This window comes from Rouxiella sp. T17, assembly GCF_036663475.1.
Classification (GTDB): domain Bacteria; phylum Pseudomonadota; class Gammaproteobacteria; order Enterobacterales; family Enterobacteriaceae; genus Rouxiella.
Map to the genome: position 1 here is coordinate 27,537 of NZ_JAWUEA010000036.1, position 13,878 is coordinate 41,414.

Annotated in this window: 17 protein-coding genes; 9 read left to right on the top strand and 8 right to left on the bottom strand. The window is 52.3% G+C overall.

Annotated elements, in window-relative coordinates; all coding sequences use genetic code 11:
* The first annotated feature begins 57 nt into the window (after positions 1 to 57).
* From SC206_RS15230 to SC206_RS15245, 4 genes are all read left to right on the top strand, one after another.
* Positions 58 to 2,202, top strand: coding sequence for a lysine decarboxylase LdcC (locus SC206_RS15230; protein ID WP_332738325.1), 2,145 nt, complete (start codon positions 58 to 60; stop codon positions 2,200 to 2,202).
* Positions 2,203 to 2,281: 79 nt separating this feature from the next.
* Complete coding sequence (locus SC206_RS15235) at positions 2,282 to 2,674, top strand: VOC family protein (RefSeq protein WP_332738327.1); 393 nt, start codon at positions 2,282 to 2,284, stop codon at positions 2,672 to 2,674.
* Positions 2,675 to 2,781: 107 nt separating this feature from the next.
* Complete coding sequence (gene tilS / locus SC206_RS15240; protein ID WP_332738329.1) at positions 2,782 to 4,092, top strand: tRNA lysidine(34) synthetase TilS; 1,311 nt, start codon at positions 2,782 to 2,784, stop codon at positions 4,090 to 4,092.
* Positions 4,093 to 4,136: 44 nt separating this feature from the next.
* Positions 4,137 to 4,463, top strand: a complete 327-nt coding sequence (locus tag SC206_RS15245) for a c-type cytochrome (protein WP_332738356.1) — start codon at positions 4,137 to 4,139, stop codon at positions 4,461 to 4,463.
* A 134-nt stretch (positions 4,464 to 4,597) separates the two neighbouring features.
* Here SC206_RS15245 and rof read toward each other — a convergent pair whose 3' ends face one another.
* Positions 4,598 to 4,858: a Rho-binding antiterminator gene (gene rof / locus SC206_RS15250; protein WP_045049440.1), complete on the bottom strand. Its 261-nt coding sequence runs from the start codon at positions 4,856 to 4,858 to the stop codon at positions 4,598 to 4,600.
* On the bottom strand, positions 4,848 to 5,045 hold the full coding sequence (locus SC206_RS15255; protein ID WP_045049439.1) for a YaeP family protein: 198 nt from the start codon (positions 5,043 to 5,045) through the stop codon (positions 4,848 to 4,850). The genes rof and SC206_RS15255 overlap by 11 nt, the downstream gene beginning before the upstream one ends.
* 226 nt (positions 5,046 to 5,271) lie before the next feature.
* Here SC206_RS15255 and SC206_RS15260 point away from each other — a divergent pair, with 226 nt between their 5' ends.
* From SC206_RS15260 to nlpE, 3 genes are read left to right on the top strand one after another with little or no spacing between them, the layout of a single operon-like run.
* Positions 5,272 to 5,835 carry a YaeQ family protein gene (locus tag SC206_RS15260; protein ID WP_332738333.1) on the top strand — a complete coding sequence of 188 codons (564 nt, stop codon included), beginning with the start codon at positions 5,272 to 5,274 and terminating at the stop codon, positions 5,833 to 5,835.
* 2 nt (positions 5,836 to 5,837) lie between these two features.
* Positions 5,838 to 6,254, top strand: a complete 417-nt coding sequence (gene arfB / locus SC206_RS15265; RefSeq protein ID WP_332738335.1) for an alternative ribosome rescue aminoacyl-tRNA hydrolase ArfB — start codon at positions 5,838 to 5,840, stop codon at positions 6,252 to 6,254.
* Between the two features lie 39 nt (positions 6,255 to 6,293).
* Positions 6,294 to 6,983: an envelope stress response activation lipoprotein NlpE gene (nlpE, locus tag SC206_RS15270; protein WP_332738337.1), complete on the top strand. Its 690-nt coding sequence runs from the start codon at positions 6,294 to 6,296 to the stop codon at positions 6,981 to 6,983.
* A gap of 104 nt (positions 6,984 to 7,087) precedes the next feature.
* On the opposite strand, the gene proS is transcribed toward nlpE, so the two are convergent.
* The 3 genes from proS to rcsF form a co-directional block, all read right to left on the bottom strand.
* Positions 7,088 to 8,806, bottom strand: coding sequence for a proline--tRNA ligase (gene proS, locus SC206_RS15275; protein WP_332738339.1), 1,719 nt, complete (start codon positions 8,804 to 8,806; stop codon positions 7,088 to 7,090).
* A gap of 172 nt (positions 8,807 to 8,978) precedes the next feature.
* Positions 8,979 to 9,686 (bottom strand): tRNA (N6-threonylcarbamoyladenosine(37)-N6)-methyltransferase TrmO, encoded by a 708-nt coding sequence (gene tsaA, locus SC206_RS15280; RefSeq protein ID WP_332738341.1) that lies wholly within the window; start codon positions 9,684 to 9,686, stop codon positions 8,979 to 8,981.
* The gene (gene rcsF / locus SC206_RS15285) at positions 9,683 to 10,090 is read right to left on the bottom strand and encodes an Rcs stress response system protein RcsF (protein ID WP_332738343.1); all 408 of its coding nucleotides are present in this window, start codon (positions 10,088 to 10,090) and stop codon (positions 9,683 to 9,685) included. The genes tsaA and rcsF overlap by 4 nt, the downstream gene beginning before the upstream one ends.
* A 107-nt stretch (positions 10,091 to 10,197) precedes the next feature.
* Here rcsF and SC206_RS15290 point away from each other — a divergent pair, with 107 nt between their 5' ends.
* Positions 10,198 to 10,383, top strand: coding sequence for a hypothetical protein (locus tag SC206_RS15290; protein ID WP_332738345.1), 186 nt, complete (start codon positions 10,198 to 10,200; stop codon positions 10,381 to 10,383).
* Positions 10,384 to 10,401: 18 nt separating this feature from the next.
* Here SC206_RS15290 and SC206_RS15295 read toward each other — a convergent pair whose 3' ends face one another.
* The 3 genes from SC206_RS15295 to metN all read right to left on the bottom strand — a co-directional run bounded on the left by SC206_RS15295 (position 10,402) and on the right by metN (position 12,990).
* On the bottom strand, positions 10,402 to 11,217 hold the full coding sequence (locus SC206_RS15295; RefSeq protein ID WP_332738347.1) for a MetQ/NlpA family lipoprotein: 816 nt from the start codon (positions 11,215 to 11,217) through the stop codon (positions 10,402 to 10,404).
* 95 nt (positions 11,218 to 11,312) lie between these two features.
* The gene (locus SC206_RS15300; RefSeq protein ID WP_332738349.1) at positions 11,313 to 11,966 is read right to left on the bottom strand and encodes a methionine ABC transporter permease MetI; all 654 of its coding nucleotides are present in this window, start codon (positions 11,964 to 11,966) and stop codon (positions 11,313 to 11,315) included.
* Complete coding sequence (gene metN, locus SC206_RS15305; protein ID WP_332738351.1) at positions 11,959 to 12,990, bottom strand: methionine ABC transporter ATP-binding protein MetN; 1,032 nt, start codon at positions 12,988 to 12,990, stop codon at positions 11,959 to 11,961. The genes SC206_RS15300 and metN overlap by 8 nt, the downstream gene beginning before the upstream one ends.
* A 177-nt stretch (positions 12,991 to 13,167) precedes the next feature.
* Here metN and gmhB point away from each other — a divergent pair, with 177 nt between their 5' ends.
* A complete protein-coding gene (gene gmhB, locus SC206_RS15310; protein WP_332738353.1) occupies positions 13,168 to 13,734 on the top strand; it encodes a D-glycero-beta-D-manno-heptose 1,7-bisphosphate 7-phosphatase in 567 nt (188 codons plus the stop codon).
* The last annotated feature ends 144 nt before the right edge of the window (positions 13,735 to 13,878 follow it).

Here is a 13,878-nt window from a genome sequence, read left to right on the forward strand (position 1 = left end):
GTTTCGGCGTGATGAGGTCGTTACCCTGTCTTTCAGGAAACCAGAAGGATTTGTTAGATGAATATTATTGCCATCATGCGCCCGGAAGGGTCCTATTATAAAGATGAACCTATTCGCGAGCTGGATACCGCGCTCGAGTTATTAGGGTTCAAAATTATCTATCCGCGCGACCGAGCTGACCTGCTCAAGCTCATCGAGAGTAATGCGCGGATTTGTGGCGTGATTTTCGATTGGGACCAGCAAAGCACCGATCTGTGCATCGAAATCAACGAGCTGAATGAGTATCTGCCGCTTTACGGTTTTATCAATACCCATTCAACCATGGACGTCAGCGTGACGGACATGCGCATGGAACTCTACTTCTTTGAATACGCGCTCAATGCCGCCGACGATATCGCGCAGCGTATTCGCCAGTATACCAATGAATATATTGATAAAATTACGCCGCCGCTGACCAAGGCGCTGTTTAATTATGTTGAAGAAGGTAAGTACACCTTCTGTACGCCGGGCCACATGGCGGGCACCGCGTTTCTGAAAAGTCCGGTTGGCACGCTGTTTTATGACTTTTTCGGTGCAAAAACGCTGAAGGCCGACGTCTCGATTTCGGTTACCGAACTGGGTTCGCTGCTCGACCATACTGGGCCACATCTCGAGGCCGAAGAGTATATCGCGCGCACCTTTGGCGCGGAGCAGAGTTACATTGTGACCAACGGCACCTCGACGGCCAACAAGATTGTCGGCATGTATTCCGCGCCGGCGGGCAGCACGGTTCTTATCGATCGTAACTGCCACAAATCGTTGGCACATTTGCTGATGATGACCAATATCGTGCCAATTTATCTGCGCCCGCTGCGCAATGCCTACGGAATTTTGGGCGGTATTCCACAGCGTGAGTTTACCCGCGAAAGCATCGAGCAGAAGGTTGCGGCAACCGAGAACGCCAGCTGGCCGGTACACGCCGTCATCACTAACTCGACCTACGACGGCCTGCTGTATAATACTGATTACATTAAAAACACCTTGGATGTTGCGTCGATTCATTTCGACTCTGCGTGGGTGCCTTACACCAATTTCCACCCGATTTACTTGGGCAAAAGCGGCATGAGCGGCGATCGTATTCCGGGCAAGGTGATTTACGAAACGCAGTCGACCCACAAACTGCTGGCCGCGTTTTCGCAGGCGTCGATGATTCATATTAAAGGTGATTACAACGAAAACACCTTTAACGAAGCCTACATGATGCACACCACCACCTCGCCAAACTACGGCATTGTGGCCTCCGCTGAAACCGCCGCGGCGATGATGCGTGGCAATCCGGGCCGCAGGCTGATTAATCGTTCGGTGGAACGCGCTCTGCATTTTCGTCACGAAATTCAACGCCTGCGTGAAGAAACCGATGGCTGGTTCTATGATATCTGGCAGCCGGAAGAGATTGACGAGGCCGAATGCTGGCCGCTAAATCCTGACGATAACTGGCACGGTTTTGCCAACGCCGATACCGAACACATGTATCTCGACCCGATTAAAGTCACGATTTTGACACCGGGTATGGATGAGACGGGCAATCTGGCGGCAGAGGGAATTCCGGCGGCGCTGGTGGCCAAGTTCCTTGACGAGCGTGGCGTAGTGGTTGAAAAAACAGGGCCTTATAACTTGCTGTTCCTGTTTAGCATCGGCATCGACAAAACCAAATCGATGAGCCTGATGCGCGGCCTAACCGATTTCAAACGCGCTTACGACCTCAATCTGCGGGTCAAAAACATGCTGCCGGACCTCTATGCCGAAGATCCTGATTTCTATCGCCACATGCGAATTCAAGACCTGGCGCAGGGGATCCACAAGCTTATCGTTAAACACGATTTGCCCGCGCTGATGCTCAAGGCTTTCGATGTGTTGCCTGAAATGAAAATGACGCCGTACGAGATGTTCCAGCATCAGGTGCGCGGCAACATTGAGGAGTGCGCGCTGGAAGAGTTGGTCGGCAAGGTATCGGCAAACATGATCCTGCCTTATCCGCCGGGCGTGCCGGTGGTAATGCCGGGTGAGATGATCACTCATGAAAGCCGCGCCGTGCTGGATTTCCTGCTGATGCTCTGTTCCATCGGCGAGCGTTTTCCGGGCTTCGAAACGGATATTCATGGCGCGAAACTGACCGAAGAAGGCCACTATCTGGTTAAGGTATTGAAGCTGCCGGAAGCCTAATCCGCCGTGCGTTAGCGCCTCTTAGTGTAGGAGGCGCTAATAACATGAGTTAATCCCATTCATAAAACAGGATATTTCCATGCTTAATATTCGCCAAATCCATCATATTGCTATCATTGCCAGCAATTATGAGCTCAGCAAAAAATTCTACTGCGAGGTTTTGGGCTTTGAGTTGCAGTCCGAGGTTTACCGTAAAGCGCGCGATTCGTGGATGGCAAACCTCGCCATTAACGGTCTTTATCAGATTGAATTATTTAGCTTTCCATTACCGCCCGCGCGCCCTAGTCGCCCCGAAGCCTGCGGTTTGCGCCACTTGGCGTTCAGCGTGGAAAACATCGAAGAAGCCGTAATGAAACTTGCCGCGGCGGGCGTCGAGTGCGAGCCGGTACGCATTGACGCCTACACGCAAAAGAAATATACCTTTTTCTCCGATCCCGACAATTTGCCGCTGGAGCTTTACGAGATTGGCTAATTTTTCGCGGGTCGATGCTAGAGATAACGCCATGATGCATAACCTTCTGATATATAAAGGCATGATAAATAAAGTCATGATGCATAAATTATTAATAAATCACGCCGATGTTGCTTGAACATCTCGCCCGGCAATTGGGTGAAACGCGCCGTGTTTGCGTGGCATTTAGCGGCGGGCTTGACTCGACGGTGCTGCTGCACGCGCTGACTCGGCTTCGCGCCAGCGCGCTGTTTGACTTGCAGCTGCGCGCGATGCACGTTAATCACGGATTGAGTCAGTTTGCCCTACGGTGGACGGCGGGCTGTGAGGCACAGTGTCAGCAGTGGCAGGTCGATTTTTTGCCGCTTTTCGTCAAGGTTGATGCCCGCGAAGGCGGCATTGAAGCGGCGGCGCGCGCGGCGCGTTATCAGGCACTGACCGCAAATCTGCTGCCGGGTGAAACGCTGCTCACCGCCCAGCATCTTAACGATCAGTGCGAAACGTTTATGCTGGCGCTCAAGCGCGGCAGTGGTCCAGCGGGGCTTTCATCGATGAGTGTGACGGCAACGCTTGGCGCGCATCCTCTGCTGCGTCCGCTGTTGACGTTGAGTCGCCAACAGCTTGAAGACTACGCCCGCGAACATCAGCTGAGCTGGGTCGATGATGACAGTAATCAGGATGCCCGTTTCGATCGCAACTTCCTGCGCCTTGACGTCTTGCCCGCGCTGTATCAGCGTTGGCCACATTTTGCCGCCGCTACCGCCCGCAGCGCCGCGCTGTGCGCCGAGCAGGAATCGCTGCTGGACGAGCTGTTGCAAGAGGCGTTGGATCAGCTCATCGACGCGCAAAACAGTTTGTCGATAGACGGCCTGATTCCTCTTTCATCCGCCCGGCGTTTTGCGCTTATTCGCCGCTGGCTGGCACTATGTGGCGCGAAAATGCCGTCGCGCGAGCAGCTGCAAAAACTCTGGTACGAGGTAGCGCTCAGCCGTGAAGATGCCGATCCGCAGCTTCAGCTGGGTGCTTTCAGCGTGCGTCGATTCCGTCAGCGGCTCTATTGGCTGCCTTTGATGCTTTCGTTGAAAGAAAAGATAATTCATTGGCCGGGCGCCGAGCCTCTTACGCTGCCCGATGGGTTGGGCTCGCTCTCTTTTGATCCGGATCCGCAACACGGACAAGCGCTACGCAAGCCGCGTGCAGATGAAACCGTCAGCGTCAGATTTTACGCCAGCGGCAGCGTGCAGAAAGTAGGGCGCGATCGCTCTCGTCCAATGAAAAAGTTATGGCAGGAGCTAGCTATCCCGCCGTGGCAGCGCGAGCGTATCCCGTTAATATTTTATAATGAAACGCTTATCGCCGTCGCAGGGCTGTTTATCACGCACGATGCATTGACTACGGACCCGCAAGAGGTTGTCTGGTCACTGCATTGGCAACAATAAAAACCGCTATCTTACCGCCGGGGTGAACCGGTTTGGGAGCAATGATGCAAGCTGTAATCAAGGGCGCGATGGGCGTCGTTTTGGCGTGGACAGTAATCAGTTTACCCGTCTTGGCGGATGGCGACATTGCGCAGGGGCAGGCGAAATCGGCGAGCTGCGCGGCTTGTCATGGCGCGACGGGCAAGGCGACCAATACGCTTTACCCAAATATTGGCGGGCAAAACGCGGCTTATCTTGCGCTGGCGCTTAATGCTTATAAAAGTGGGGGCAGAACAGGCGGGCAGGCGGGAGTGATGCAGGCATTTACCGCAGGGCTTTCCGAGCAGGATATTAATGATCTCGCTGCTTTCTATTCCAGTCAAAAGCCCTGAACGTTGTAGATAAAAGCGTTAAGTGATCTCGCTGCTTAAATCCTTAGTAAAGCTTAAAGTATGAGTTTCAAAAATAGAAACGGGCAATCAGCTGATTGCCCGTCGGGGTATTGGTTAGGTCATGTTAGCGGGAATTACTCTACGCTAACGACCACGGTGCCAATTTTGGGGTTACTGAAGCTCTCGATATGGTCGAGCCGCAGTTCCAACTGTTGTCCACCCGAGTCAACAATCAGATATTCCACTTTTTTCCGCATCAATAGATCTTTGGCCTTCGCCTCGACAAGTTCTCCACTGCGCAATTTCAGGGTCAGAACCAGATTGTCTTGACAGGCAAGCTCGAGATTATCGTAATCATCGCAATTGATGGGTTGGTACACATCATTAATCGACATAATCGCTCACCAGTAAGTTAGCGGCGGCATAAGCCGCCTGTTCTCGAACGGAAGACGGAAGTTCGGCATTCGCCGCCACATCGTCTAATGCCTTTAGCACACAGCCCAACGCGTCGGGCACATAACCGAGGTCGCCACTGCCGATCTCGGAATATTTTCGGCGTACTAACTCAGAGTATTGTTGCATAGGTCCTCCTTTAGAGCTTGTTCGAAATGGCTCTTTACGCTTCTTTTCGATCAAGCTCTGCTACTTTCCGCTCATGCCGTTAAACCATTTTGGCGCTGGAAAGATAAACTTCCGTTACTAAAGGACTATAGCACACCCCACGCGGAGTTATCAGGGGGGAAGGGCAGCACGCTTTATCTTATGTTGATATCAAGTACAATGTGCGGCCAATACTTAGAGGTTTCCCATGGCGTTAAAAGCAACAATATATAAAGCCGCAATCAACATTGCCGATATGGATCGCAATTTTTTCCATGATGCCAACCTGACGCTGGCCCAACACCCTTCCGAAACCGAGCAGCGTATGATGCTGCGCCTGCTGGCCTGGATTTGCCACGCCGACGAGCGTTTGAGTTTTACGCGTGGTCTGAGCGCGGAAGATGAGCCGGAAATCTGGCGTAAAAATGATCATAACGGCATCGAACTGTGGGTCGAGTTAGGCCTGCCGGACGAAAAACGCCTGAAAAAAGCCTGCAATCAGTCGCGAACCGTGGTGCTTTACGCCTACAGCGAACGCGCCGCCAACGTGTGGTGGTCGCAGGTGCAAAATAAAGTAAGCCAATTCGATAACCTGAGCGTGCGTTTTATCGACGACGAACTGCTGGCGCAGCTTACCGCCTTCTGCCAGCGCAATATGGTGTTGCAGGCCACCTTGCAGGATGACGCGATTTGGCTGTCAGACGCGCAAAACAACGTTGAAATTCACTTTAATGAGTGGAAAAACGGCGACTGGAAACAGGCAGGACATTAACCGTGTTTATACTTTCCGGCAGGCTTGAAATCCCCGACGGCGAAATCGAATTGACCGCCATTCGTGCGCAGGGCGCGGGCGGGCAAAACGTCAATAAAACATCAACGGCCATTCATTTACGCTTTGATATCAAAGCTTCGAGCCTGCCCGACTATTATCAACAACGTTTGTTGGCATTTAAACATCATTTAATTACTGCCGATGGCGTTGTGATAATAAAGGCGCAGGAATATCGCAGTCAGGAACAAAATCGCGAGGCCGCGCTGGCGCGTTTGTCTTCGTTAATCGATCAGGCGATGGTCATCGAAAAGCCGCGCCGAGCGACGAAACCGACGCGAGGCTCCAAAATACGCCGCGTCGAAAGCAAGGTGCGCAAGGGTGCAACCAAAGCATTACGAGGTAAAATTCGCTCATCCTGACGAGTGAAAAGAAAATCAAAAACGCAGTGGGAGAAAACTGTGAAAAAAATAATAATCGCGCTTGGGCTGAGTCTCAGCCTATTTTCGCTATTCGGATGTCACAACAAGATTTTTGCGCACGAACAACCTTTCGAAGCTATGCAGCAGAGTTATAGGGGAATTTTACCCTGTGCCGACTGCGACGGCATTGAAACCTCGCTGTTCCTTCAACAGGACGGCAGTTACGTGCTGCGTGAAGTTTATCGCGTTAAAGCCGAAGATAATCAGGCTTTTGCGCAATACGGAACCTGGGCGCGTACCGCCGACAAGCTGGTGTTAACGCAGGCGAACGGTGAAAAGCGCTATTTTCATCCGACAGGTAAAAATTTCGAAATGCTGGATATCAATGGCGATCCGATTCATTCGCCTGCGCATACGAAAGTTAACTATTTGCTGAAACCGACCGAACAGCGAATGCCGCATACGCCGATGCCGCTAAGTGGCATGGTGCGCTATCAGGCTGATAACGTAGTGTTTACCGACTGTACAACCGGCAAGGTGATTCCGATGGCAACCAGCAAATTGCTGGAAAAAGCCTACATGGATATCCGCCATAGCACGGACCAGCTGGTGTTTGTCTCGATGGACGGTCACTTTCAGGTTGAGCCCGGCGGCGTAGAAGGCAAAGGGCAGAAGCTGCTGATTGCCGACAGTCATATCAGCGTCGATGCCAGCAAGCACTGTAAGTAATCTTTAGCCCGTAAAGAAGAGTGAAAGATTGCCTTAATAGGACCATAAAAAAACGCCCGCCGAAGATTGACTCCTCGGCGGGCGTTTTCATTTGAAAACCGCGCTTAGCGTGGGATCTGGCTCAGCAGGAAATCAACGGTTTCGCTAATTTTCAGCATTTGCTTCTCGCCGCTACGACGATTTTTGTATTCCAGCTCTTCGGCATCGAGGTTGCGCTCGCCAATCACGATTTGGTGAGGCACGCCAATCAGCTCCATGTCGGCAAACATCACGCCCGGACGCTCTTTACGATCGTCGAGAATAACGTCGATGCCCTTGGCACGCAGCGTATTGTAGAGCTCTTCGGCAGCGTCTTTCACGCGGAATGACTTGCTCATGTTCATCGGCAGAATAGCAACCTGGAAAGGGGCAATCGCGTCTGGCCAGATGATGCCACGGCCGTCATGGTTTTGTTCGATAGCCGCCGCGACGACGCGCGTCACGCCGATACCGTAACAACCCATGGTCAGCACCTGATTTTTGCCATCTTCGCCTTGCACCGTGGCTTTCATCGCTTCGGAATATTTGGTTCCGAGCTGGAAGATGTGGCCCACTTCGATACCGCGCTTGATAAGCAGAGTACCTTTACCGTCCGGGCTGGCGTCGCCTTCAACGACATTACGCAGGTCGGCAATTTCCGGCAGCGGCAGGTCGCGCTCCCAGTTAACGCCGAAGTAATGTTTACCGTCGATGTTGGCACCGGCGCTGAAATCGCTCATCACGGCAACCGTGCGATCGATAACGATAGGCATTGGCAGATTGATTGGACCCAGCGAACCCGGACCGGCGTTAACCAGCTCGCGGATTTCGGCTTCGGTCGCAAATTCCAGCGGCGAAGCAACCAGTGGCAGCTTCTCGGCCTTGATTTCGTTCAGCTCGTGATCACCACGAACCAGCAGGGCGACCAGCTTGTGCTCGCTGCCTTTAACGGCGTGAACCATCAGCGTTTTCACGGTCTTTTCGATCGGCAATGCAAATTGCTCAACCAGCTCGGCGATGGTTTTCGCATTTGGCGTATCGATAACGCGTAATTCTTCGGTAGCCGCACCGCGTGGCGTAGCAGGCGCAACGGCCTCGGCTTTTTCGATATTTGCCGCGTAGTCAGAGCCGGTGGAGAAGATAACGTCATCTTCGCCGCTCTCGGCCAGCACCTGGAATTCGTGGGAGGCGTTACCCCCAATCGAGCCGGTGTCGGCTTCTACGGCGCGGAAATCCAGGCCCATGCGGGTAAAGATTTTGCTGTAGGCCGCGTACATTGCGTCATAGGTTTCCTGCAGGGATTCCTGAGTCGCGTGGAACGAGTAGGCGTCTTTCATCAGGAATTCACGGGAACGCATCACGCCAAAACGCGGGCGAACTTCGTCACGGAATTTAGTCTGAATCTGGAAGAAATTCAGCGGCAGCTGCTTGTAAGAGCTCAGCTCGTTGCGCATCAAATCGGTAATCACTTCTTCATGCGTAGGGCCGAGAACGAAAGCGCGATCGCCACGATCGACTAAACGCAGCAGCTCGGGGCCGTACTGTTCCCAACGTCCGCTCTCCTGCCACAGGTCGGCGGGCTGCACAACCGGCATGGAGACTTCAATCGCACACGCGTTGTTCATCTCTTCGCGCACGATGTTTTCGACTTTCTTGAGAACGCGCAAACCGGTCGGCATCCAGGTATAAAGACCTGAAGCCAGTTTGCGGATCATTCCGGCGCGCAGCATCAGCTGGTGGCTGATCACTTCGGCGTCGGCTGGCGTCTCCTTCAGAGTGGAGAGCAGATATTGTGTTGTACGCATGATGTGTTGGTTCCGTTAGCACTGCAAAGCGTCCGCAGACCGGAAGGCCTGCCGGGACGTGAAAATATTCGAATAATCGCCCGTCATCCGCAGCTATGATGAACCCCGAAATAGCCTGCGGTCAGCTAGTTTACCAGCGGACGACGCGAGTCAAAAGAGAACCGCCTGAATTTTAGCTGGGGTCGAGCGAGATTACCTGATTCTGATCGGCAATCACGCGCCATTTAACGTTGAATTCAAGCAAACGCACCGCGTAATCACGTTCCAGCTCTTCGCCTTTACGATAAGCTGGGCGAGGATCTTGCCCAAGCACCTGCGTAATAAAACGACGCAAATGCGGATAACGCGCCAGATTGGCCGCCAGCTGGCTTTCGGCCTCGGGCGTAAACGTCACCGGCATGTTGGCGTCGGGCGCGCTTTGCGCAAATCCGGCTAGCGCCTGCGGCTGACTTTCGGCAAATGGCAGATAGGGTTTGATGTCGACAACCGGCGTGCCGTCGACCAAATCGAGGCTGCCCAACTCGAGAATCACCTCTTGCCCACGACAGCGGATACCTTTGAGTTCCACCAGTGACATGCCGAGCGGATTAGGCCGAAACGTCGAGCGGGTAGCAAAAACGCCTACGCGCGCATTGCCGCCGAGCCTTGGTGGACGCACGGTCGGACGCCAGCCGCCCTCCATCGTTTGATGAAAGATAAACATCACCCAAAGATGGCTAAATTCTTCCAGACCGCGCACGGCTTCTGCCTGATTATAGGGCGGCAGCAAATGCAGCTCGCCGCCGCCGTCTTCAACCAGACCCGGCTGACGCGGCACGGCAAATTTCTCTTTATAAGGAGAACGAATTCTCCCTATTTCATTAAAGGTAAATTCGGTCATTTAAAGCTGACGTTGAGTGCAGAACCCTGACAAACGGCCTGCTGGTGGCAGCCGGTAGCATCGGTCACTATCTGGCATTGATGCAGCAAGACGGCATTGGCTTTCATGGTCGAGGCGTGAGCCAGCATACGTTTACGGGCGTTGGCCATGCTCGGCGGTGAGTCTTGCGCAGAAGCCTGACAGGATTCGCCGGACACTTCGCCTAAATCACGGAACGGCGTGCCGACCAGCGCGGTGGCATCTTTATAGAGTTTTACGGGCGCAGGGCGAGCAGGGGCCGGCTTGGGTTTAACCACTTTTGGCTGTTCGACCACGGGGCGCTCGTTGAAAATGGGCTGCGTTTTATGAGTTGCGGTACATCCAGTTAGCAATAGGGCTAACAAACAGAGAGGTAAAGCACGCATGATATGTCCTCTGCTCCATACCCGAGATCCTTCAAAACGCTGAGGTTTGGGCATCCTTGTCTTAGGGTTGCTACCTATCCGCATCCTGAATCTCAGGGGTATTAATAATGAAAGTTTTAGTGAAAGTTGAAGTGAAAGTTATAACGAAAGTAATAGTCACATCAGAAGGAGGCGTTATTGAAGCAAGGTATGACAAAAATAACAAGGCGGGCATAAGCCCGCCTTGTGAAATAATGAATTATTTGGGTAACAGATTATTTGAGCAACCCGTTATCTGGCTCTTCAGCGAATAAGCTCGTTAGCCAACAAGCTTACCAGCCTTTAACCGCGCCACCGTTGAAGACTTTGTTGGCCGCCTGGTCGACTTCGTCCGACTGGTAGGCTTTAACAAACTTCTGCACGTTTTCAGCGTCTTTATTGTCTTCGCGAGAAACAATCATGTTCACGTAAGGTGAATCTTTGTCTTCGACGAAGATGCCGTCTTTCGCTGGCGTCAGGCCAATCTGGCTTGCGTAAGTGGTGTTGATAACCGCCAGCGCAATTTTGTTGTCATCCAGTGAACGTGGCAGCTGTGGCGCTTCAAGCTCGACCAGCTTCAGATTTTTTGGATTTTCAGTCACGTCCAGCACGGTTGGCAGCAAGCCAACGCCGTCTTTCAGTTTGATCAGACCCTGTTTCTGCAACAGCAGCAGCGAACGGCCGAGGTTAGTCGGGTCGTTTGGCAGCGCAATCTGATCGCCTTCTTTCAACTCGTCGATAGATTTAATCTTCTTGGAGTAACCGGCAATCGGGTAAACGAATGTGTTACCAACGGAAACCAGCTTGTAGCCACGGTCCTTGATTTGCTGATCCAGATACGGCTTGTGCTGGAAGGCGTTGACGTCGATATCGCCTTTGCTCAGCGCTTCGTTTGGCAGCACGTAATCGTTGAAAGTTACCAGCTCAACGTCGAGACCATATTTCTCTTTCGCTACTTTGGCTGCCGTTTCAGCAACCTGCTGCTCTGCACCAACAATCACGCCAACCTTGATATGGTTAGGATCTTCTTTCTTTGGTCCACAGCCTGCAACCGCCATGGTACCCAAAAGTACACCCGCTACTGCCAGAGATTTAAATTTAATGGACATGTCCTATCCTCACCATTTTATGTCGAGATTAATTATGGGCGGCGTAACGCCTTGCCGCCGTTTTTTCTTTATTGACGAGCTAGCTATCTATTTACTTACTTGTGGGTGACCGCTTTTACGATGCGATCGCCACAGAGCTGGATCAGATACACCAATACCACCAACAATACTAATACAGTATTCATTACTGTGGCGTCGTAGCCAATATAACCGTACTGATAGCCAATCTGACCCAGACCACCTGCACCGACCGCGCCACCCATGGCGGAATAACCAACCAGCGTGATGAGGGTGATAGTGGCGGCGTTGACCAGTCCTGGCAAGGCTTCAGGCAGCAAGACTTTGCGGATGATTTGCATCGGCGAGGCGCCCATTGCGCGGGCCGCTTCAACCAGACCGCTCGGGATCTCGAGCATCGCGTTCTCGACCATACGGGCAATAAACGGCGCAGCACCAACCGTTAATGGCACGATAGCCGCCTGCAAACCGATCGAGGTGCCGACGATTATGCGGGTAAACGGAATCATCCAGACCAGCAGGATAATAAAGGGAATAGAACGGAAGATGTTAACCAGCGCCGACAGAATGCGATACAGCTTCTTGTTCTCGGCAATTTGCCCCGGACGCGTTACGTAAAGCAGCACGCCAAACGGCAGGCCCAGCGCGAAACCGAAGAAGCCGGAGGTCAGCGTCATGACTACGGTTTCCCAAATGCCTCGGCCCAATAACCACATCATTGCCTCAGACATAACCGAGTACCTCTACTTTAACCTGATTTTGATGCAGGAAATTAATCGCTGCCTGTGTGTCTTCAACGCTGCCGTGCATTTCGGTCAGCATAATGCCGAATTTCACACCACCGGCGTAATCCATCTGCGCGCTGATAATATTGTTGTTGATATTAAACTGACGAACCGCCTGCGACAGCAGCGGCGCATCGACCGACTGACCGGTAAATTCCAAACGCAATAAAGGAACGCTGTCAGCAAACTGCTCGGGCTTCATGCGCAGCGCGTAATCGTCGGGAATGTCGAGATGCAGCGTTGACTGGATAAACTGCTGCGCCAGCGGAGTTTTCGGATGCGAGAACATCTCGCTCACTTTGTCCTGCTCAATCAACTGACCGTTGCTGATAACCGCAACCTGATCGCAGATACGCTTCACGACGTCCATTTCATGGGTGATCAATAGAATGGTCAGACCCAGACGACGGTTGATATCTTTTAACAGCTCGAGAATAGAACGGGTGGTCGCCGGGTCCAGCGCGCTGGTGGCTTCATCGCACAGCAACACTTTTGGATTGCTGGCAAGCGCACGGGCGATCGCCACACGCTGTTTCTGGCCACCTGAAAGATTGGCAGGGTAAGCGTCGTGCTTCTCTTCCAGTCCAACCAGCTTCAGCAATTCGGTCACACGCTGCTTAATCTCTGCGGAGGAGAGGTTATCGAGTTCTAAAGGCAGCGCAACGTTACCGAAAACGGTGCGTGAAGAAAGCAGGTTAAAATGCTGGAAGATCATGCCGATTTGACGGCGCGCGCGCGTCAGTTCTTTCTCGGAAAAAGCCATCAGATCTTTTCCATCGACTTCGACCTTGCCTTCCGTTGGGCGCTCGAGCAGGTTCACGCAGCGAATCAGCGTACTTTTACCTGCGCCGGAAGAACCGATCACGCCATAAATCTGTCCGGCAGGGACGTGAAGGCTCACGTTGGAGAGCGCCGTGATGTTGCGCTGGCCCTGCTTGAACACTTTGGTGATGTTAGAAAGTTTAATCATATTTTTCTTATGTTGTCTGTACAGCCGTGACGTATAAAAAGTAACCCTTGGGAACTAATCCCGGAACTTGGCGAGGATGCTAAGGCGTCTAGACGTCTAAGTCAACCAGATAGAATTCTCATGGCCTGCTAAAACATGCGATACTGACAGCATTATTCAGCCATCAGGAGCCAAAACGTGGCACAAACTGTTCCAGCAATTTTCCTAGACCGTGACGGTACTATTAATGTCGATCACGGCTATGTGCATGAAATCGATGATTTCGAGTTTATCGAAGGCACCATTGAAGCCTGCCTTGAGCTTAAAGCCATGGGCTACGCTCTGGTTTTAGTGACCAACCAGTCGGGCATCGCGCGCGGCAAGTTTACCGAAGACCAGTTTTTCCGTCTAACCGAATGGATGGATTGGTCACTGGCCGATCGCGGCGTTGATTTGGATGGCATCTATTTCTGTCCTCATCATCCAGAAGCAATAGTAGAAGAGTATAAGCAGACGTGTGATTGTCGTAAGCCGCAACCGGGCATGTTCCTGACGGCTAAAGAAGAGCTGAATATCGATATGGCCGCTTCTTATATGGTAGGCGACAAGTTAGAAGACATGCAGGCAGCAATAAATGCAGGCGTAGGCACAAAGATTCTGGTGAGAAGCGGCAAGCCCGTGACGGCCGAAGGCGAAAAGTTAGCCGATAAAGTGCTCGATTCCCTTGCACAGCTGCCTTCAGCCATTAAAAAAGGCTTAAAATAAGCCGTTGCGAGTGAAAATTAGGCAAACGAAATAAAACTGTATTTATTCGCTTGCCATTCCCGCTCAGCTCCCTATAATGCCGCTCCAACGACAGGGAACAACGCAGCAGCAACGCGGTGTGAACGAGTCGGGAAGAATTAAAAA

Coding starts and splice junctions, on each gene's coding strand:
- SC206_RS15230 (WP_332738325.1), top strand. CDS start 58: ATGAATATTATTGCCATCATGCGCCCGGAAGGGTCCTATTATAAAGAT.
- SC206_RS15235 (WP_332738327.1), top strand. CDS start 2,282: ATGCTTAATATTCGCCAAATCCATCATATTGCTATCATTGCCAGCAAT.
- tilS (WP_332738329.1), top strand. CDS start 2,782: ATGTTGCTTGAACATCTCGCCCGGCAATTGGGTGAAACGCGCCGTGTT.
- SC206_RS15245 (WP_332738356.1), top strand. CDS start 4,137: ATGCAAGCTGTAATCAAGGGCGCGATGGGCGTCGTTTTGGCGTGGACA.
- rof (WP_045049440.1), bottom strand. CDS start 4,858: ATGTCGATTAATGATGTGTACCAACCCATCAATTGCGATGATTACGAT.
- SC206_RS15255 (WP_045049439.1), bottom strand. CDS start 5,045: ATGCAACAATACTCTGAGTTAGTACGCCGAAAATATTCCGAGATCGGC.
- SC206_RS15260 (WP_332738333.1), top strand. CDS start 5,272: ATGGCGTTAAAAGCAACAATATATAAAGCCGCAATCAACATTGCCGAT.
- proS (WP_332738339.1), bottom strand. CDS start 8,806: ATGCGTACAACACAATATCTGCTCTCCACTCTGAAGGAGACGCCAGCC.
- tsaA (WP_332738341.1), bottom strand. CDS start 9,686: ATGACCGAATTTACCTTTAATGAAATAGGGAGAATTCGTTCTCCTTAT.
- rcsF (WP_332738343.1), bottom strand. CDS start 10,090: ATGCGTGCTTTACCTCTCTGTTTGTTAGCCCTATTGCTAACTGGATGT.
- SC206_RS15290 (WP_332738345.1), top strand. CDS start 10,198: ATGAAAGTTTTAGTGAAAGTTGAAGTGAAAGTTATAACGAAAGTAATA.
- SC206_RS15295 (WP_332738347.1), bottom strand. CDS start 11,217: ATGTCCATTAAATTTAAATCTCTGGCAGTAGCGGGTGTACTTTTGGGT.
- SC206_RS15300 (WP_332738349.1), bottom strand. CDS start 11,966: ATGTCTGAGGCAATGATGTGGTTATTGGGCCGAGGCATTTGGGAAACC.
- metN (WP_332738351.1), bottom strand. CDS start 12,990: ATGATTAAACTTTCTAACATCACCAAAGTGTTCAAGCAGGGCCAGCGC.